Raw genomic sequence first — 19,799 nt, 5'->3', positions numbered from 1 at the left:
GTAAATCAAAACATTCAAGGATTTTATTCTCAATTACAATCCGCTTACCGTTTGAGACATTTGAGTTTACGTTAGCTGTGTATCATGTTCCTAAGCAAAATAAAGATTGCGGATAGCCGCGGTACGGAAAGGCGGGGATTGCTTGATACAGGCGGTTATTTTTAATCTGGAAAGTACATTGTTAGACCCCGGAGGTCGGGGCTTAATCCAGGGAATGTGCGACATCTTTAGATGGAAGGGTATACAGGTAACTGAAGAGCAGGTAACTCATGGACGAGGACTGCCCATCCGGGATCATATTGCGAATGTGCTTGGACTTTCAGAGGTTCGTAGAAAATGGTTGGAGTGCTTTGGTGCGCATCCTGGCAGAATGGATATTGAGCATATTTATCTTGAGCTTGTCCCTGTTCTTCGCTCTTTGATCCAAGGGGCTGAGACTGCTACCGGTATAGATAGGGCGTTGCAGGAGCTTCAAGATCGCAACATTCAGTCAGGCGCTACTGCATCCTGCCCGATGGAAATGCTGAGTCATGTATTCACGCCTGCACAGTCACCCTATACGCTGGATTGTATGGTAGCCCCATGTGAAGTTTCGCAGGGGAGGCCTTATCCGTGGATGATCTATGAAATTGCACATCGCCTGCAGGTATTCCCGCTTAGCGATATTGTAAAGGTAGGAGACACAGCAGCCGATATGCAAGAAGGACGGAATGCCGGCGTTTGGACGATTGGTGTGTTGAACCATAACGAGAGTGCTTTGGCCGCGAACCACACTACAAGCTGTGAAGTGGACGATAGAGTAGCCGAGGAACGACGCAGACAAAGTATATATGGTTTGAAAAGGGCAGGGGCCCACATCGTGATGAACTCGGTCGCTGACTTGCCGCGTATTTTGCGTGAAATTGAAATGCTCCAGCATACGGGAGGCTATCCTTCTTATATGAAGCCAATGAAAACAGTTGCGATTCCCCCATCGTGAGAATAACGGCTATAACTCTTAAGTGCTTAAATTGACCTTCTAGGTTATATATGTATGCATCTACCTGGATAAAGGTGTACTCAGCTTGGCTTTCTAACCTCAAAAGGAGCATTCGCTATGTTAGCGAATGCTCCTTTTGAGTGTACTCCTTTTCGTCTGTAAAATGACCCGTAAGATGGACACTTTAGATCAAGTGTCCATCTTACGGGTCACAGTTCACCGAAATCATTATTGGTCTGAACTCTTCACCCGGAACTGATCAGCATGACGCTGTAGATTGTTTGATAGTGTAGTCAGATTACGTGCTACTGCGGATAGTTCTTTTACCGCTAAAGCCTGCTTCTGTGCGCTTGCGGATACGTCTTCCGTCATTCCGGCAGTTTGCTGCGCCGCGCTGGCTGTGTGATTCAGATGTTGATCTACGCTGTGACGTACCTCGTGCATTTCTGTCGTCAATTGGGCCAAATGTGCAGCAAGTTCCTGAACTTCCTCTGAAACCTGGGTGACTTTGTCAACAGACTGTAAACATAATGCAATTTGTTTTTCTTGTTCATTGACAGTGTTTATATTTTGATCAAATTGATCGCCCATTTGCTCAATTTGCTCGACAAAGCTGCTTAGGATTTGGTCGATTTCACGAATGGACATGGCAGATTGTTGGGCAAGTTGTCCCATCTCATGAGCTACGACAGAAAAGCCTTTACCAGCTTCCCCTGCACGGGAGGCCTCAATCGAGGCATTAAAGGATAAAATCTGCGTCTGCTTTACGATGCCCTGTACCTGCTGCCCGATGTTAGCTGCTTCGCGGGATTTTTCAGTTAGTGCGTGTGACATACGCTGCATTTGCTTGATTCGCAGGGCGCTTTCTCGTCCCTTCTCCAATAGCTGTTTATGTTCACTGGCTACCTGGTTACGGACCTCATTGAGATGGCGCGCCGTATCCGTAAACTGGTGCACATGGCTTCCGACTTCATCCAGCGTTTGCCCTAAGCGGTCAGATTGCTGAACCGATTCTAACGTTTGATCCGCTTGGTTTGTAGATACATCGGCAATTTGCTGAAGTGTGCGGGACAGTTCCTCAGTCTGATGGAGTGTTCCTTCTGTTGTCACGACGATATTCTCTGATGCTTGCTGAAGTGTACTTGAACTGCTTTGAATGTCACAATCATATTGGACATGGCTTCCACCATTCGGTTCGTCAAGCCGCTGATTTCACCTAGCTGATCATACGTAACTTGCTGCGATGTAACCGTAAGATTGCCGTCGGCTACTTGCTCCAGTGTATTTTTAATGAATCGTACCTGACGCAGTATTCGACGGGTTACCAGCACCATTGCCGCAATGGAAATGATCAGAATGATGGAGACCACAGGGATAACTAGCCGGTAGGCCTCAGGCAGGGTTTTCTCGTATACTTCAGTTACAGAGGCAAGGGATCTGTCAATTCCCAGATAGCCTATGATGGTTCCATCTGTATCCTTAATGGGTGTAAAGGAAGAAAACAACGTTCCCCAATCAGGGTCCGTTGTGATATCTGAGTGACCGTCTCCCCTTGTTTCAATCTATCTGCCGTTTCTTTACGGGTGAAACTAACAGGGCTTCCAAAAGGACTGTAGTCTTTGTCGTCCCAAGCAGCTCCGTCCACTGTAAGCTTCCACTCATCGCCAACACGATTGTACATATACATATACAGGACTCCGCTTTGCAGCCTGAGCGTATTTAACTCGTTCCGAAGTTTTTTATACTCACTGCTCTGCTCGGATGGATTTGTGTTTAAGCTTTTGACGGCTGATTTGTCCAGTAGCTTAGCCGTATTCACCGCCAACGCTTCATTGTTTAGCTGCATGGTTGATAGAGAAGCATTCTGAATAGATAGTTTGGTCGTCCACAGAATCATGACGCCAATCACAACTAAAGGAATGAGCAAGATGAAGTAGAGTTTGGTTTGTAATCCCATTCTTTTTTTGACTTTGCTTTTCATAATATGCTCCTTACTGTATTATTTCGCCTTCATATAATATCGTGTTCAAGTAGGGAAATATGAATAGTAATTCATATGTTTCATGAAAATTCTGCGCATTTGTGCAAATTTCATCCCATAGAAAAAAGCCTTAACTCAGTAATAACCGAGTTAAGGCTTGTAGCGTATGATTTACAAATCGTCAAATCCGTTGTCATCTCCGACTTTGCCATAATTGCGTGATTTTGCTTCAAAAAAGTCCGTTTTTGTTGCATTCAGGGCTTCATCCGAAAATGGCTTGATCCAAGGCATACTATTTACATCTACACCTTCATAGGCTTTGTCCATACCCAGAAGTCTCAGGCGCATGTTTGCCATGTATTTGATATAATCGCTCAGCTCGTTCAAGTCAATGCCACGAACCTCCTTGAGCGTGTAATGCGCCCAATTCGTTTCCAGCTCCACAGCGCGGTTGATCATACGATAGACGTAGTCCATGTTCTCTTTCGTGTTCAGCTCAGGGAAATCAGCCAAAAGCTGCTTGAACACTTCGGCAAAGAAGTAGCAATGCTGATTTTCATCGCGCTGAATATACGAGATCATCTGGCTGGTAGCCATCATTTTTTGGTCACGGGCCAAATTGTAAAAGAAGGCAAACGTACTGTAAAAGAAAATACCTTCCAGAATCAAATCCGCTACCATCGCTTGGAAGAAGGTTTGGGGATTCTGCTCATCGCGGAACTCCTGGTAGATCGCCGAGATGAATGTGTTGCGCTCCAGCAGGACAGGATCGTTTTTCCAGTATTCAAAAATTTCCTTCTGCTCCTGCTCCGATACCAAGGAAGACAGCACGTAAGAGTAGGACTGATTATGCACGACTTCCTGTTGTCCGATAATGGCCGAAATGGCTTCCAGCGAGGAATCGGTAAAATATCGTTTTACATCTCCGACAAACATGGTCTGCATGGAGTCGAGCACGGCCAGCAGGCCGATATTAATTTTGAAGGTGCGCTGTTCTTCGGCATCCAGCATAGGAAACTGGGACGCATCCTTGGACATCGGAATTTCATCCGGAATCCAGTGGTTCAGTAGCAATACTTTATATAGTTTGTACATATGCGGCATCCGAATATCGTTCCAGTTCAGAATACCGGAGTTTTCGCCTTCAATAATACGGGTAGAGCGGTTAGGCGCTTCTGTGTTAAAAATCTTTTGTAACTGCATGAGAGGCTCTCTCCTTTAGTTTAGGATGCGCAGCTTTCGCATTCTTCAATCGTCAGTGCGCGGCTGCGTACATAATAGGTCGACTTCATACCTGATTTCCAAGCATGGATGTGCAGCTCTAAAAATTCGGTAGCTTTAATATCTGGGCGCACATACAGGTTAAAGCTTTGACCTTGGTCAATATGACGCTGACGTGCAGAAGCCATGTTGATCGAAGCATGTTGATCCAGCAAGAAAGCTGTTTTGTAGTACCAGATGGTTTTTTCATTCAAGTCTGGTGCAGGGTTAGCGATCTTGTAGGTTGTTTTCTCTTCATAGGAAAGCAACTCATACAGTGGATCAATGCTAGCGGTAGAGCCTGCAATGATGGACGTGGAACCATTAGGCGCGATGGCGAACAGCCATGCGTTACGGACACCGTTTTGTTGGACTTCTTCCGCAAGCTCGCTCCACTCGGATGTAGTGACGAATTTGCCTTCACGTGTACCATCTGTATAGCCACGGGAAGTGAAATAATGCCCGGTCGCCCAGTCGGAACCCTCGAATTTGGCATAACGGCCTTTTTCTTTCGCCAGCTCCATGCTGGATTTTACAGCCAGGTAGTTGATTTTTTCATACAAATGATCGTTATAGATTACCGCTTCATCGGACTCCCAGCGGATGCCCTCAAGTGCGAGCAGATGATGCAGCCCAAATGTACCCAAGCCGACTGCACGATATTGGCTGTTCGTGTATTGTGCTTGCAGCACCTCAATGTTGTTGATATCAATAACATTATCCAGCATACGTACCTGAATCGGTACGAGACGATCCAGCACACCTGCCGGAACAGCACGAGCCAGATGAATGGAGTTCAGGTTGCACACCACAAAGTCGCCAGGAATTTTGGAAATAACAATGCGTGTTTGTCCGTCCTTGGTGACCAGTTCTTCTTTTTCTACTACCGTTGCAGATTGATTTTGCATAATTTCCGTACACAGGTTGGAGGAATACACCATACCATGGGCACGGTTCGGGTTAGCCCGGTTTACCGTATCGCGGTAGAACATGTACGGCGTACCTGTTTCCAACTGTGATTTCATCAGACGCTTCATGATGTCAATGGCAGGCACCGTAATACGAGAAAGGATCGGATGCTGTGACGCCTCCTCATACTTCTCGCGGAAGGAGCCTGAACCGAAGGTTTCATCATAAAAATCTTCCAGTCCCAGTGGACGACCCTTGTCATCTTTCCAGCCCATGACCTTCTTCACTTCATGCGGACAGAACAGATTCCATTCGCCCCGTGCTTCGACCCGCTCCATGAACAGATCGGGTAGACATACGCCGTGGAACACGTCATGCGCACGCATCCGCTCATCACCGTTGTTCAGCTTTAGGTCCAGGAATGCCAGAATGTCTTTGTGGAATACGTCCAGATAAACGGCTATTGCGCCTTTGCGTGTACCCAGTTGGTCCACGCTAACAGCTGTATTGTTCAACTGGCGAATCCAAGGAATAACACCCGAGCTTGTATTTTTATGTCCGCGGATATCGGAGCCGCGTGCCCGTACTTTACCGAGGTATACGCCGATGCCGCCACCCATTTTGCTAAGACGGGCTACGTCGGTATTGGAATCGAAAATACCTTCCAATGAGTCGTCTACGGTGTCGATAAAGCAGCTGGAAAGCTGTCCCGCCACCTTTTTTCCGGCATTAGACATGGTTGGTGTAGCTGCTGTCATGTACATGTTGCTCATCGCCCAGTATGCTTCCTTGACCAGCTCCATACGCTTGTCGGCAGGCTCTTGATGCATCAGGTACATTGCAATAATCATGTAGCGTTCCTGTGGAAGTTCCATTACGCGTCCGTCAAAATCATTGGCCAGATAGCGCTCAGACAGCGTCAACAGTCCGATATAGTCGAACAGCAGGTCATTCTGCGGCAATATGGAATCGCCGAGTTCATCAATCTGCTCCTTGGTGTAGCAGTCAAGCAGTTCTTGACGGTAGATTCCTTTTTGAACTAAATCGGTGATCAGTGGGTAAAAAGCGCCGTAAGGCTCGTCTGCATACGATTTGTAACGGCGGTGAGTAGCTGCTTTTTTATATAAAGAAGTGAGCAAAGCACGCGCAGCAGCAAATTTCCAGTCCGGTTCTTCCTTGCTAACCAGTTCTAGGGCAGCCATTGCAAATGCGTTGCTAATTTCATCCCCCGTGACTTCATCCCGGCGCAGCTTACTGGTTACACCGCGAATGAGTCGATCTTTATCCAGCTTGTCCAGCCCGCTGAGCACACGGTCAGCATATACGGATATACGTATTTCATCAAAAGCCAACTGGCGATTGTTTGGTTTGGTTACGAGTTGTGGCATAGGATTAATTCCTCGCTTTCTTGATTTGGAATTCATACTTAGGGAATAGGCATGAAAATGATCTGAGAAAAGAAAATGATGAAAAAAGCGATGGTCAGACAGCATTTTGGGGCTGTATGTAATCCAATAACATAGAAATAGCGATGCGCCTGCCAATGAAGGGGAAAAAGATGGTTCCCGTAGGGCTCATCGGCTACATCACTATATTTAGAGGTGTTATGAATATTTAACCCAACATATTGTGTGTATAAACTTAAAATTTCAAATAAGTGCAAGGAGTATTATAGCAACATTCGAAGCCATACGTAAAGGAAAAGGAATGGAAAATCAAAATATGCAGAGAAGTCGCGAGCCGTATTTGAATTGAGACGGAGTGAACGGTACAATAAATAATATAGAGGTTTCCTACGGAAACAAGCAGTATACATATGGAACTTTTCTTGCAAAACAAGGTTGCTTTATGGACTGGGTTTTAGAATCTTAAAAAAGAAGATTTTTTTAAATTAAAGGAGGAACTTGGTGATGGCTATTGCAGAAGTGACAGTGATCCCGATTGGAACGGGGAGTACGAGCCTGAGCGACTATGTTGCTCAAATGCAAAAAGTGTTGAAGACGCAAAAAGGAATTACCTATGAGCTTACCTCCATGAGTACGATTATTGAGGGGTCGTTGGATGATGTGTTCACCGCTATTGCTGCGCTGCACGAAGCGCCATTCCTAGCAGGAGTCAAACGTGTTTCCACCTCAGTCAAAATTGATGATCGCCGTGATAAGCCTTCATCCAGTCGCCAAAAGCTCAGATCCGTCGCAGATAAACTATCCGGAACCACGACAGGAAATGTTACAGAATTAAATCCAAATCCTAGTTGATAAAGTTGATGTAAGTGATTGATTTTTATGTAACTAAGAGTATAATAGTTTTTGTTGTCAGTCATACTGACCTGCTGGTGTAGCTCAGGGGTAGAGCAACGCACTCGTAATGCGTAGGCCGGGGGTTCAATTCCCTTCACCAGCATTCTATAAAACTCAAGCACAGCGCGGCTTCCAAGCTTTTTGGAGGTCGCGCTTTTTTTGTGATTTTGGACAATCTTCTACCATTTTTCTAACCTTTAGTCTAGTAAAGGCGGGGCTATTTTTACATTTTCGGAATCATGCAGTCCTGAAACCAAAGCTGTTTTTAAAATCTTATTGAAAAGATGTGGATGACTAATGTTAAAAAAAACGGTACTGCTGATTATCGCGGCTAGCTTTTTGTTGTTTATTATAACTGTTCCAGATCAAGCCTTTAACCACCATAGTATCCAGCCTCAGGTTACCATTGGAGGAGCTTAAACGTAAGCAAAGCAAATCCCTGCTAACCTGAACTGGTCGGCGGGAATTTTTGTTGAACAATCTAAGGACAGTGTATTGTACAGTACCCCTTGTACAAATTTATGATTCTCAGAAGTGATGAATTAATGTGTAATTAAAAGCAATGCTGCATTACAAATAATGTATACAAAATAAGCTGTCTGTTATGATTAATTGAATTGGCAGGTTAAGACAAAGTAATCATAAAGATCAGATAAATAGTCGAGGGGGTGCGCTTCAATAATATGGTTATTTACCTGCTTATTAACCAAAAGAAAAAATAGGTACTAACTATAAGCCCTTCTCTTTTTCTTCCGAATTAGCATGGTCAGGAAAAGGAGGACAGGCAGAGCAATTTGAAAGATAGGCCAGACTTGAACCAAGACTACATGAAGACCGAACCACAAAAATTCGGTTAACCTAGGGGAGAGAAACGTAAGAGCATATATGATGATGCTTAGCAACAGTAACGCAGGCTTATATCTTAAGGAGGTTATCGTTTGAAGCCCTATGACAGCACCAAACATAAAACCCGCCGTTTTGACTCCGATTCCAATAAATAGAATCATCGTAAACAGGACATCAGCTCTCTCAACGATTTTCGGAAGCTGAATTAGTTGAGTAACCTCAAACAAGGGATAGGTGCTTGATGCCGCCCATTCTGGACCTAGAACCAGGACTGATAGCTCATTCATAACGATAAGGAACACAGCAGTGATCCAGTAAACAATGACGATCGACCGCTTTAATTTACGTTTATCCGTGATGATTTTGAATAGCACAAGAAAAAGAACCGTCTGCCCGAAGGGAAAAGACACGATCTCGGGAATGGCAGCCTTCAATACGGGAGTTAAACCGTTCTCCAATACAGGGAACAAAAATTCAAAGTGAATGAGTCCTGTAAAAGGAGTAAGCAATAATAGAGTCCCATAACCAAAAATCAACAGAAGGAGGAATATATGACATAGAAGGAACCAGACCCTCGGTCCAAACCGCACCACATCGGCACAGACAATTAACGCTATAAACGTAATAACTTCGGTAGGGGTTCTGTTCAGCAATGTCAGTGCGCCGAGCTCACCAATGTCCCTGACACTCCTGGAAGCTTCATAAGCAAAGTAACTGATGAACAGAAGTCCCCCCAGACTACCTATCCATTTTCCCCAATAATGGCATAGGAGCTCATATAAGTCCCGGTGTGGGTCAATCTTATGCATGTATAAATACATAATTAGCAGTACGAAGCCTGCAAGCGCACCGATCAGCATGGCCAGCCATGCATCCTGCTTGGCTGTAGCTCCCAATAGGAATAATGTTGTACTGCCTACCTGAAACAAGGAAAAAGCGATTGCTAACCCGGATACCTTGGTGACAGTTTTACTCATACTTTCAAAGCCCCTTTATACAAAATGGGTTAGGTTTGACTTCCGATATGCTTCTGTAGGAGGCCAGGACGCTGAATCCGTGCATCCACTCGAATGTCTAGTTCTATCCTCTTGAATTCTTGCTCCCAGTCTTTTTTCACCGTCTCCCACTCCCTTGGGAACCTCCGGTGAATCCGGTCAGCAAAACCAGTTGCGTCTGCACCAAATTCCTGAAGTTTAGTCCAGCCCTCATTTATCGTTTTGGTCACTTCTTTTGCAATCTCTTCTTCCAGATCATGTATGGTCTTCGTCTTGGAAATATCCTTAGTGCATGTAGTTTCATTTAAAGTCCCGTTAATTTTCACTCTAACCTGCATAGTGTAATGAGAACTGGTTTTTCTGGGTGTAAGCTTTACATTAGCAGAATTTACTAGTAGGGAAGAGTAAATATCCCTACCGGGTTGTTCGTTGCATGGGAACGAAATTTCGGTGTTGTTAACCTTTTGAGACAGATAAGATACACCCAGACTCTCTTCCTTGTTGAGAAACCCTTTAAGCTTTCCTTTTTGGAATATCGCCAATTTAGTCAATGCCAGCTTGAGTGGGACCGAGGTTTTTTTGAAGACATCCAGACTCTCTGCTTCCTTCTCGTCCTGATAGTCCCTTTCTCCGGTCAACTCGGCGACCGGTACTCCAATAGATTTGGAATCCGAGTTCATGCTTAATACGAAATCATAAACCCTAACTTTTGGAAACAACGATAAAATATCGCTCTCTTTGTCGACCAAATCAGCCATGGCGGCGCCTTGAAGTTTTTCAGGTGGCGATAATTTCTTTAATAGATCGGATGCTAGTCCGTCCGTAACAATCATAGATACCATTTCCCTCGCTTCCGTATTACGAAGATAAAAATCGATTAAACGGTCCATTCCCTTCTCAGCCGCTCTCTTACCGATATATACAACACGATTATGTGCTACGTAAATTCGTCTGGATGTTTCCAAATTGCTGTACGATAACGCTTGATTATAGGTTTTGGACTTTACAGAGAATACATGGGATGCTGGTTGAGAAGTCGCTCCCGATCCTCCTCCGGTTCCACTTGCAAGGGCGGAGGGAACAATAATCTGATAGGAAACCATCCACTGTCCGTCGTCCATCATATCTACTCCTGTAGCTGCGGTTACCCATAGCTCATTCAGTTCGACTCGGTTCCAGCAACCTGCCAAAATGAATAATATGATCAAGACCCAAATAAACCTGCCTAATTGGGACATATCTGCTCCTCCTTACGCCATGGGATCTCGGCCGTGTTCGCCCGCTTGTTCTGCATATGATTCCTGCTCTGTTGTCTGCCTTACTGGATTGGAACCCCCAATCATTATCGGTCTTTTCTTCATTTTCCACCAAGGTACACGCACTAACATGTCTTTCATATTGCTCTTATAGAAAGGTGCGATCGGTACCATATAAGGAATGCCGAACGAATTTATAGATACTAATCGAACGAGGATGGGGACCATTCCCGCCAAAACGCCGTACAATCCAAATAAACCCGCTAACAGCATAAGTCCAAATCTGAGCAGACGAACAGCCCCCGCCATATTGATCGCAGGTAGTACAAAGTTGCAGATGGCTGTGAATGATACCACAATCACCATAGCTGCGGAAACCAATCCCGCCTGAACAGCAGCTTGTCCAAGAACCAATGCCCCGACAATAGAGATTGCAGGTCCTACGGCACGTGGCATTCGTACACCTGCTTCGCGGATAACCTCAAAGGTCAGCTCCATTAGCAATGCCTCAAGCAAAGCTGGCAATGGTGTACTCTCTCTCTGCGCAGCCAGAGTGATAAGCAGTGTTGTAGGCAACATTTCCTGGTGAAATGTAGTTGTTGCAATAAAGAACGAGGGTAACAGCAATGCCAAGAAAAAGGATGACATCCGAACGATCCGAAGAAAAGATGCCAAATCATAACGTTGGTAGTAGTCCTCACTGGAGGCGATAAATCGAAAAAAAGCTACGGGAGCAATCAGTACAAATGGAGTCCCATCAACCAATATCGCTACTAATCCTTCAAGCAAGCTGCCTGCTACAGTATCCGGGCGCTCAGTGTTATATATGGTTGGAAAGGGTGTCCATACCCCATCTTGAATAAATTCCTCGATATATCCACTTTCGAGAATACTGTCAGTGTTAATGGAATCTAATCGTCTGGAGATTTCCTTAACCACCTCTGGATCTGCAATGCCTCGAATATATGCCACCGATACCTTCGTCTGCGTGTATGATCCGATAATTCGAGAATCAAAGTGGAGTTCAGTTGATTTGATCCTTCTCCGGAGGAGTGCGATATTGGTGGATATATCCTCTGTAAACCCCTCTTTAGGGCCGCGAATTACTGTCTGCGATGTTGGCTCCTCAACTGCTCTTTTAGCCCCCCCGCTCATAGAAGCAGCAAAGGCCTTAGTGCTGCCATCGACAAGGAGAGCAACCTGTCCATAAAGAACGGCATGGATAAGCGATTGCTCATTGTCAAGGCCAGTGATCCCCCCAATAGGGATATGATCCATCAACCAACTTTCAACATTACGATCAGAGACATCTCCATTTCGAATACCTGCAGTGAGCTCCTCCAACAGTGTCGTTAAAATTTGCTGATCAATCAAACCTTGAAGAAAGCCTACGGCGAGAACCGGATTGCCCTGTTTATCGTTCAAACAACGAAGAATGAAATCCGTGCTATGTCCTATTTTCTGCTTCAGCATGGTCACGTTGTCCTTAAGCGTACCACTCAGCTCTTTGGATAATTCAGACGATTTTTCATCATTAGCTGGCTTAGGGCTGCTGCCATTTTTAGATCGTGAAGGCTGTTTAAACAGCCATTTTTTTAACTTGTCAACCATGGCCATATAGTTCCCTTCTATATAACGGTCAACTGTAATATGCTGCTATTCCACAGTTTATATGTACTGTCTTGTCAAAAGATGGTCGCATATCAATCCATTGCAGCTATGTTTATTGTGGAGATCCCCGTTAGCTTAACAGTGTACTGGCAGTGCTTCTTTACTTCCAATTTACAGGGCGATGGGCTATTTATGTTCTATTTAAGGTAGATAAAAGACATCATCAGCTAACTTATCTGCCTGACGTTCGTAAACTTCTAAATTAGCTGGGATGGTAGTTCTATGTCACGTAGATGACTGATATCTCTCATCGGTGGGCGTCCGAATAAACGAGCGTATTCTCGGTTGAACTGAGAAGGGCTTTCGTAACCGACCTGAAATCCTGCCGTTGCAGCATCGTAGCCTTCCGTGAGCATCAGTCGACGTGCGCTCTGCAATCGAATGATCTTTTGAAAGGGGGCTCATTCCCGTTACTCTTTTGAAGTGCTTGTGAAAGGTTGTTGGGTTCATGTTCACTTTTTTTGCTAACTCTTCAATGACTAGCTGTTCAGAATAGTCACGATTGATTACATGTATTGCATTTGAAATACCTTGTGCATAGCTTCCGATCACGGCGAACTGCCTGAGTAACGCTCCTTGCTCTCCCTCCAGCACACGATAAAATATCTCCCGGATGTAGAGTGGAGCTAGTATCTCGATATCCGTGGGTGAATCTAAAAGATTGACGAGGCGTAAAATCGCATCTAACAGAAAGGAAGTGGACGGATTAACCAAAATGCCCCTTCCCGTGTCTCCCTTTTTCTGCAAACTAGATTTCGTGCATATATCTATAATGACATCAGGGCTAAGTGTTAATTGTAAACTTAGGTACGGCAACTGTGGAGAAGCATGAGTAATTTTCCCAATCACTGGTAGATGTACGGATGCAACCATATAACTGGACGAATCGCACATGAGGCTTTCCCCGACAAATGTGGCAGTTTTAGAGCCTTGGGCAATTATGTAAAGAGAGGGCATGTTGAGGGTATGCGTCGGTTTCGACTCCGCGGATGCGCGCCTGAAACAAAGCTCTGGAATCGCTGTTTGGTGTAAACCATCCTTAGGCGTATGCCGTGCTATTTGCTTAGCTAACTCCGTAATGAGTTGGTTCAAACTTATTCACCAATCCTTTTTCATTTAATCTGATATGAATATTGTAACTCAAACCGGACAGGAATAGGCAAGGAACGCGTATGAATCGTCTATCTGCTTTATTTTGATATTTCTTATAATTCAAGGCGAAAGACAAATTTCCAGATGAAAGAAGGATTCGGCAATGAGATTAATCCAGAATGCAACCCTGTCCGGAATCAAAGATAAAGTTGTTGTCATTACGGGTGCAAGCAGTGGGATTGGTGAAGCGACTACGCTTTTACTGGCTGAGCATGGGGCAAAAGTCGTACTTGGGGCACGGCGACCTGAGCGCCTTGAAGCTCTTGCGGCCCGCATCGCGGAGGTTGGCGGTGAAGTCGTGTATGCTAGCACAGATGTCAGACGGCGGGAGGATGTAACCAAGCTCATCCATTTGGCATGTGAGCGATTCGGCACGATTGACGTTCTCGTGAACAACGCCGGCGTGATGCCGATTTCTCCCCTTGACGACTTGCGTGTTGAGGATTGGGAGGACATGATCGACGTCAACATTAAAGGTGTTTTGTACGGCATCGCCGCAGCACTGCCTGTCTTTCGCAAGCTGGGTTCCGGACATTTCGTCAACATTGCTTCTACAGCAGGACATAAAACTGTACCGAACCAGTCTGTTTATTCTGCCACGAAATTCGCTGTCCGCGCCATCTCTGAGGGTTTGCGACAGGAAGCCGGTGATAAGGTGCGGGTAACGATCATTTCACCCGGTTTGGTTCGGACGAATTTCGCTGAAGGTGTGACGAATCTTGAGGTGAGGGCCCGGCTCGAAGAGCTTCGTGACCAGTTCGCGTTGCCACCGGAGGCGATTGCCCGTGCCATTGCGTACGCGATTGAGCAGCCGGTTGACGTTGATGTGAATGAGATCGTGATTCGCCCCACATCTCAAGTGTAAGGTATAAGGGGTATGATAAGTAAGCCAGTGCTTCAGCGAAAGTAATGTGGGCGCGATTACAAGAGCACTTAATCCCTGGACAGGACAAAAAAGCAGGCCAAACGAGCAAATGTACTCGTTGAGGCTTGCTTTTTTTGCTCCTATAAGAGCTGAGCAACCTACATAAAAACCGGATGAATGACTTTTTAATTTATTTTCAAAAAGACATTGAAATCTTTGTTACTCCTAGTTATAATACAAGACATAACAATTAAAAGCGCTTACATGAGAGGGGGTGAAGCAAATGAAGATTGCGGGAATGAATATTACGTATAGGCATTTTCCTTTCGAGCACTTCCTGGACCAAGTCGCCGAGCTTGGGATCGAGCACATCGAGTTGTGGGCGAGCGAGCCTCATTTGTACGTCTATCGGAATGTTCTTGGCAACTTGAGGCACATGAGGCAGCAGCTGAAATCCCGAGACATGAAGGTCGTCTGTTATACGCCGGAACAGTGTGTCTATCCCTTCAATATTGCCGCTTCTGACCTCCAGCTACGGCAGAAGAGCATCGATTACTTCATAGATAATCTGTACGCGGCGCTGGAGCTGGAGACCGATATGATGCTTGTGACTTCAGGAATAGGAGACTTCGCTGTACCGCAATTGGAATCATGGAAATATGCGAGCGACTCCATCTATCAGATATCCAGGGTGGCTGAGAAGGAAGGGATGACTTTAGCGTTGGAGCCTCTGACCCGATTCGAATCGAATCTAATTATCGATGCTAAGGGAATCAAGAGGATGTTGTAGGAGATCCGTTCCCCGTCATTAAAAGGGATGATCGACACCGTAGCGATGCAACTCGCTAACGAGACACCCGAGGATTATTTCTCCTTACTCCCGGAGATGGTTCATTTTCATCTGATCGACGGTGACGGCTCGTCTGATGCGCATCTGGCTCTCGATGATGGGGGGCTGAATTGGCGGGAATATCTAACCAGTCTTCAGAGCCATAATTACGAGGGAGCTTGTACACTAGAGATTATGGGGTTCAATTATTATCAGAATCCGCAGGAAGCACTTAGGGAATCGGTCAGGAAAATAAGGGGAATGGAATTCTTATCACCTTGATTTGGAGGAACTCGTTATGAGTAATGACTCACTTACACGAAAACTGGGCTTTTGGTCGGCCCTAGCCATCGCTGTTGGAACTACGGTAGGTTCCGGAATCTTCGTCTCTTCCGGTGATGTCGCAAAAGCTGCGGGTATGCCCTCGATCTCAATTTTAGCCTGGATTATTGGTGGAGTTATTGCGATTCCGCAGGTCATGGTGCTGGCTGAGTTGGCGACTGCCTACCCGCAAAATGGAAGCGGTTACGTATACTTGAATAAAGCAGGATGGAGGCCTTTGGCCTTTCTATACGGATGGGCAACCTTCTGGGCACTCGATCCTCCGTCCATTTCAATCATGGCTCTGGCCATTGTTGCATACCTGGCGAATTTCTTCCCTTTCTTCGTTGGAATTGCCGGTAAACTGCTAGGAGTAGCGATCATTCTGATCATCACGTCCATCCATTATCGAAGTGTCAAGGCAGGCGGTAGTTTTCAAGTCATTATTACGGCTATCAAAATCATCCCTTTCCTGATTGTCATTGTGCTGGGCCTCATGTACATGAACTTTGACAACTTTGCTTACACACCCGCCGCAGGAGCGACAAGTTCAAGCTTAATCGGTGGCGTATCTGCCACGACGTGGGCTTACACGGGAATGGCCGCCATTTGTTTTATGGCTGGAGAATTCAAAAATCCAGGGAAAGTTCTCCCTCGGGCATTAATTAGTTCGGTACTGATTGTATTGGGTCTATATACGCTGCTTGCGGTATGTGTCACCGGCCTAATGCCGTTCGATAAACTGATGGGTTCCAGCTCCGCTGTGTCCGACGCCGTCAAGTATATTCCCGGATTATCCGGCATGGCCTCATCCTTTGTAGCCGTTACCGCGATTATTGTTATTCTGGGTTCCTTGAGCTCTTGCATTATGTTTCAGCCTCGCCTGGAGTATGCCATGGCGAAGGATGGCCTGTTCTTTCAGCGTTTTGCGAAAGTTCATCCCAAATTCGAAACACCAAGCTTTTCGATCATTGCTCAGGTTACGTTGGCCTGTATTCTTGTGTTCTTCAGCAATTTAACTGAACTGCTTGGTTATTTCACGCTGATTCAGCTGGTCATTAACATTATGGATTTTGCCGCAGTCTATAAATGCCGTAAGAGAGAGGATTATAACCCGATTTACCGCATGCCAATGTGGAGAGTAACCACTATTCTGGCTATCCTTGGGGCAGGATGGCTGGCTTGGGGAACCTTTACGTGGGCTCCAGTGCAGGGCATGATTGCCGCGGCGATAGTCATCGCAACGGGTCTGCCTGTGTATTACTACTGGGAGAAGAAGTATGGATCTAAAAGCAGTCATGACAGCAGCAATATAGTCATTTAGCCCGGATGAAATGAAGGGAGCGAACTCTAACTTACTGATTTCCTTCAGATTGTACAAAAAGAGTTGTTTTAATTGTATTGCCTGGTTATACTACTGTATATAACAAATAAAATTGGATGATATTGGAGAGGAACCGCTCCAGTATTAGGGAGGGAACGTAAATGTTGAATTTTGACGAACAGTTATTCCTTAAGCTTGTGGAGCAAGAGGGCCTGGCCTTTAGAGGACAAATTGAAGAGATTGTAGACGAGATCGCCAAGAAAGGGTACAGCAATATTTTTCTGATTGGTGCGGGTGGCACAATTGCGATGATGTATCCTTATGAGTATATTCTGAAATCAAACTCGACCATTGATGTGCATGCGGCGATTGCCGCTGAGTTTATGGTGATGAACAACAGACATTTCAGTAAGGATTCCGTATGTATTTTTACATCTGTGTCGGGAACCACGCAGGAGACCGTTGCGGCAGCCGAGTTCTGTAAGGAACGGGGAGCGACTACGATTGCACTTGTGGCAGAAAGGGACACTCCGTTAACCAAAATTGTAGATCACTGCATCACTACTGGCTCGGAGAAACATTCCTTCGATACATTCTTCATGCTCCTGTACATGGTTGTGTTCCGGTTCATGTATAACAACAATGAGTTCCCTCAATATGAGCAGTTCACGAAGGAAGTTGCCTTATTGCCGCGTGCGATTCTGGACGCAGTCAAGACCTTTGACCCTAAAGCGGAAGCTTTTGCAAAAGAGCATAAAGATACTGACTATCATATGATGGTTGGCTCCGGCAACCTGTGGGGGAATACGTACTCCTACGCGATGTGTATCCTGGAAGAAATGCAGTGGATTCATGCGAAGTCGATTCATGCGGCGGAATTCTTCCATGGCACGCTTGAGCTTGTGGTTGAAGATACCAGTGTTATTCTGCTGAAAGGCGAAGATGAGACAAGACCTCTGATGGATCGGGTAGAGAGATTCGCTGAGAAGATTACGAAGAAGCTGACCATTATTGATACCAAAGACTTTGCCATGGAAGGCATTAGCGAGGAGTTCAGAAAGCATTTTGCCGTAAGTATCAACTGGTCTGTACTAAGCCGTATCAGCGCCTACCTGGAGCGTGAGAGAAATCATCCGTTAACACTTAGAAGATACTATCGTCAAATGGAATATTAAGATGTGCAGTCTTTAGTTCATTCTATATTGATGCATTTGATTTGAGCACTACTTTGTAGTGCTCATTCTTTAATAGCAGGGAAGGTGGGAGCAAGATGAGAATCATTACAGTCGGGGATAACTGCATGGATGTCTATCAAGCAAGCGGCAAAGCCTATCCTGGAGGCAATCCGGTGAATGTGGCCGTCTATTTAACTGAAATGGGTGCAAAGACGGCCTATCTGGGCTGGGTGGGCACCGACATTTATGGGGAGATCATGATCCAGGCTATTCAGGACAAGGGCGTGGATACTTCCCGGATTTCAAAAAAGGACGGAAAAACAGCGGTAACCCACGTAGAGATGGTGGAGAATGACCGGAAGTTCGGCGATTACGACGAGGGAGTTATGACACAGTTCTTCCTTACAGCAGAAGAGCTCGATTTTGCTGGCCATTATCAGCTTGTCCACTCGGGGATATGGGGCCATGCCGATCCGTACTTTCCTCTCTTTAAGGAAAAGGGCCTGATCACTTCCTTTGATTTTTCAGATCAACTGCAGGATGATCGGGTACAGACGTTAACGCCCTATATAGACTATCCATTCTTTTCGTACACTCAGGATGATGATTATATCCGCCAGCTCTTGGTAGAGGTCAAGCAAAGAGGAGCGCAGATTGCTGTAGCTACCTTGGGAGAGAACGGTTCGCTTGCTTACGATGGGGAACAATTCTTTCCGCACGGCGTGGGTAAGGTGAACGTCGTGGATACGATGGGAGCTGGGGATTCCTTCATTGCCGGGTTCATTTACGGCCGATTGAAAGGGTTTTCAACTGAGAACTGCCTGGAGCTTGGGGCAATCACAGCCGGGAAGACGATAGGTTATTTCGGTGCATGGTGACTGGAGATGATCATCAATGTATAATACTTATTATAATCATTGATGGATAAGGATGAATTTACCATGAATTTGAATCCTTCAACCCCCCAGCCGCTGTATATGCAGATCAGGCAAATGTTGAAGAACGATATCCAGGACGGACGATACAAACCGGATGAACAGATTCCAACGGAAGCAGAGCTCTGTGATACTTATAGTGTAAGCCGAATCACCATACGGAAAGCGATTGAGGAGCTCGTGCGGGAAGGAACCCTGACGCGAATTCCTCGTAGAGGCACCTTTGTGGCCTCCAACAAATTTCATAATGAACTGTTATCCGTAAGCGGTTTCTCAGAGTTCAGCCACCAGCTGGGCATGATTCCAAACTCACGGATATTAAGAAGCGAAGTAATCCCGGCGTCTGGAGAGGTGGCCGGACATCTTCTTATTGAAGAAGGCAGCCCTGTGTTGGAGCTTGAACGGTTGATGTATGTAGATGACCGCCCGCTTTTCTATGATATAGCCCATTATTCACTCACCCGGTTTCCAGATTTGGAAAAGAAGATCGCAATGAAAGAATCGACTTACAAGATTCTGTCGGAGGATTATAACACCGAGATCGTGAGCAATGATAAGATCATTGATGTTATCGGTGCGACCAAAGATTATGCGAAATTGCTTGAATGTGATATTGGGGCGAACTTGTTCCGGATATTGAAAATTGCTTTTGACGCAAACGATGAGCCTGTTCATCTCTCCACATTTATGTGTGAGACGAATCGGGTCAACCTGACGGTCCACCGGGCAAAATAGTTCATGCCCATCGGCATGGCCTATTCTCCAAAAGGATCTAGCATCGAAACGAGTATACGGCTACTTCAGGACGTAGCTTTGTTCATCAGCATTGCTTCTTTTACTTGGACCATGGAATCATGGGCTCTGCTGGCTAAGCGCCGGCAGGCCTTTTTTGTGTGTTGAAGATATATACAAGTGTAATCAGTATGTTAGATGGAAACGGCTGAAAGCTGTAAATACTCCTGTGTATAAAATCGGATATTTCAAACATAATAAGACAGCCT

16 protein-coding genes, 1 tRNA gene and 2 pseudogenes are annotated in these 19,799 nt (G+C 45.6%); 10 read left to right on the top strand and 9 right to left on the bottom strand.

Going from position 1 to position 19,799, the window contains the following annotated elements; all coding sequences use genetic code 11:
- The first annotated feature begins 142 nt into the window (after positions 1 to 142).
- Entirely contained in the window at positions 143 to 979 is an 837-nt protein-coding gene (locus OIU26_RS22400) for an HAD hydrolase-like protein (RefSeq protein WP_264218069.1), read from the top strand.
- A gap of 228 nt (positions 980 to 1,207) precedes the next feature.
- Here OIU26_RS22400 and OIU26_RS22395 read toward each other — a convergent pair whose 3' ends face one another.
- The 5 genes from OIU26_RS22395 to OIU26_RS22375 all read right to left on the bottom strand — a co-directional run bounded on the left by OIU26_RS22395 (position 1,208) and on the right by OIU26_RS22375 (position 6,517).
- Positions 1,208 to 2,089 (bottom strand): methyl-accepting chemotaxis protein, encoded by an 882-nt coding sequence (locus tag OIU26_RS22395; RefSeq protein WP_264218068.1) that lies wholly within the window; start codon positions 2,087 to 2,089, stop codon positions 1,208 to 1,210.
- Complete coding sequence (locus OIU26_RS22390) at positions 2,086 to 2,484, bottom strand: HAMP domain-containing protein (RefSeq protein ID WP_264218067.1); 399 nt, start codon at positions 2,482 to 2,484, stop codon at positions 2,086 to 2,088. Before OIU26_RS22390 ends, OIU26_RS22395 begins: the two co-directional genes overlap by 4 nt.
- On the bottom strand, positions 2,436 to 2,960 hold the full coding sequence (locus OIU26_RS22385; RefSeq protein ID WP_238791114.1) for a hypothetical protein: 525 nt from the start codon (positions 2,958 to 2,960) through the stop codon (positions 2,436 to 2,438). The genes OIU26_RS22390 and OIU26_RS22385 overlap by 49 nt, the downstream gene beginning before the upstream one ends.
- Positions 2,961 to 3,131: 171 nt before the next feature.
- Positions 3,132 to 4,163, bottom strand: coding sequence for a ribonucleotide-diphosphate reductase subunit beta (locus tag OIU26_RS22380; protein WP_025676245.1), 1,032 nt, complete (start codon positions 4,161 to 4,163; stop codon positions 3,132 to 3,134).
- Between the two features lie 20 nt (positions 4,164 to 4,183).
- Positions 4,184 to 6,517, bottom strand: a complete 2,334-nt coding sequence (locus OIU26_RS22375; RefSeq protein WP_264218066.1) for a ribonucleoside-diphosphate reductase subunit alpha — start codon at positions 6,515 to 6,517, stop codon at positions 4,184 to 4,186.
- Positions 6,518 to 7,039: 522 nt separating this feature from the next.
- Here OIU26_RS22375 and OIU26_RS22370 point away from each other — a divergent pair.
- The 3 genes from OIU26_RS22370 (at position 7,040) to OIU26_RS22360 (ending at position 7,849) form a co-directional block, all read left to right on the top strand.
- Positions 7,040 to 7,387 (top strand): MTH1187 family thiamine-binding protein, encoded by a 348-nt coding sequence (locus tag OIU26_RS22370; protein ID WP_264218065.1) that lies wholly within the window; start codon positions 7,040 to 7,042, stop codon positions 7,385 to 7,387.
- Positions 7,388 to 7,460: 73 nt separating this feature from the next.
- Positions 7,461 to 7,532: transfer RNA gene (locus OIU26_RS22365), tRNA-Thr, on the top strand.
- 194 nt (positions 7,533 to 7,726) lie between these two features.
- A complete protein-coding gene (locus OIU26_RS22360) occupies positions 7,727 to 7,849 on the top strand; it encodes a hypothetical protein (protein WP_255305602.1) in 123 nt (40 codons plus the stop codon).
- A gap of 305 nt (positions 7,850 to 8,154) precedes the next feature.
- Here OIU26_RS22360 and OIU26_RS22355 read toward each other — a convergent pair whose 3' ends face one another.
- From OIU26_RS22355 to OIU26_RS22340, 4 genes and pseudogenes are all read right to left on the bottom strand, one after another.
- Positions 8,155 to 9,252 (bottom strand): GerAB/ArcD/ProY family transporter, encoded by a 1,098-nt coding sequence (locus tag OIU26_RS22355; RefSeq protein ID WP_165083462.1) that lies wholly within the window; start codon positions 9,250 to 9,252, stop codon positions 8,155 to 8,157.
- A 29-nt stretch (positions 9,253 to 9,281) separates the two neighbouring features.
- Entirely contained in the window at positions 9,282 to 10,508 is a 1,227-nt protein-coding gene (locus OIU26_RS22350) for a Ger(x)C family spore germination protein (RefSeq protein ID WP_264218064.1), read from the bottom strand.
- A 12-nt stretch (positions 10,509 to 10,520) separates the two neighbouring features.
- Complete coding sequence (locus tag OIU26_RS22345) at positions 10,521 to 12,137, bottom strand: spore germination protein (RefSeq protein ID WP_436449191.1); 1,617 nt, start codon at positions 12,135 to 12,137, stop codon at positions 10,521 to 10,523.
- A gap of 257 nt (positions 12,138 to 12,394) precedes the next feature.
- Positions 12,395 to 13,289: pseudogene (locus OIU26_RS22340) on the bottom strand (AraC family transcriptional regulator).
- Positions 13,290 to 13,452: 163 nt separating this feature from the next.
- On the opposite strand from OIU26_RS22340, the gene OIU26_RS22335 reads away from it, so the two are divergent.
- From OIU26_RS22335 to OIU26_RS22310, 6 genes and pseudogenes are all read left to right on the top strand, one after another.
- A complete protein-coding gene (locus tag OIU26_RS22335) occupies positions 13,453 to 14,214 on the top strand; it encodes an SDR family oxidoreductase (RefSeq protein WP_264218062.1) in 762 nt (253 codons plus the stop codon).
- Between the two features lie 283 nt (positions 14,215 to 14,497).
- A pseudogene (locus OIU26_RS22330) lies at positions 14,498 to 15,325 on the top strand (TIM barrel protein).
- A 16-nt stretch (positions 15,326 to 15,341) separates the two neighbouring features.
- Positions 15,342 to 16,688 (top strand): amino acid permease, encoded by a 1,347-nt coding sequence (locus OIU26_RS22325; RefSeq protein WP_264218061.1) that lies wholly within the window; start codon positions 15,342 to 15,344, stop codon positions 16,686 to 16,688.
- Positions 16,689 to 16,849: 161 nt separating this feature from the next.
- Positions 16,850 to 17,863 carry an SIS domain-containing protein gene (locus tag OIU26_RS22320; protein WP_264218060.1) on the top strand — a complete coding sequence of 338 codons (1,014 nt, stop codon included), beginning with the start codon at positions 16,850 to 16,852 and terminating at the stop codon, positions 17,861 to 17,863.
- A gap of 95 nt (positions 17,864 to 17,958) precedes the next feature.
- Positions 17,959 to 18,741, top strand: a complete 783-nt coding sequence (gene frlD, locus OIU26_RS22315) for a fructoselysine 6-kinase (protein WP_165083472.1) — start codon at positions 17,959 to 17,961, stop codon at positions 18,739 to 18,741.
- Positions 18,742 to 18,804: 63 nt separating this feature from the next.
- Entirely contained in the window at positions 18,805 to 19,533 is a 729-nt protein-coding gene (locus tag OIU26_RS22310) for a GntR family transcriptional regulator (protein ID WP_025676235.1), read from the top strand.
- Positions 19,534 to 19,799: the final 266 nt, after the last annotated feature.

The sequence above is a fragment of the Paenibacillus sp. BT-177 genome (assembly GCF_025846815.2).
Lineage (GTDB): Bacteria > Bacillota > Bacilli > Paenibacillales > Paenibacillaceae > Paenibacillus > Paenibacillus polymyxa_C.
The sequence above is the reverse complement of the archived record's forward strand: the minus strand, read 5'-3'. Positions and strand labels throughout refer to the sequence as shown.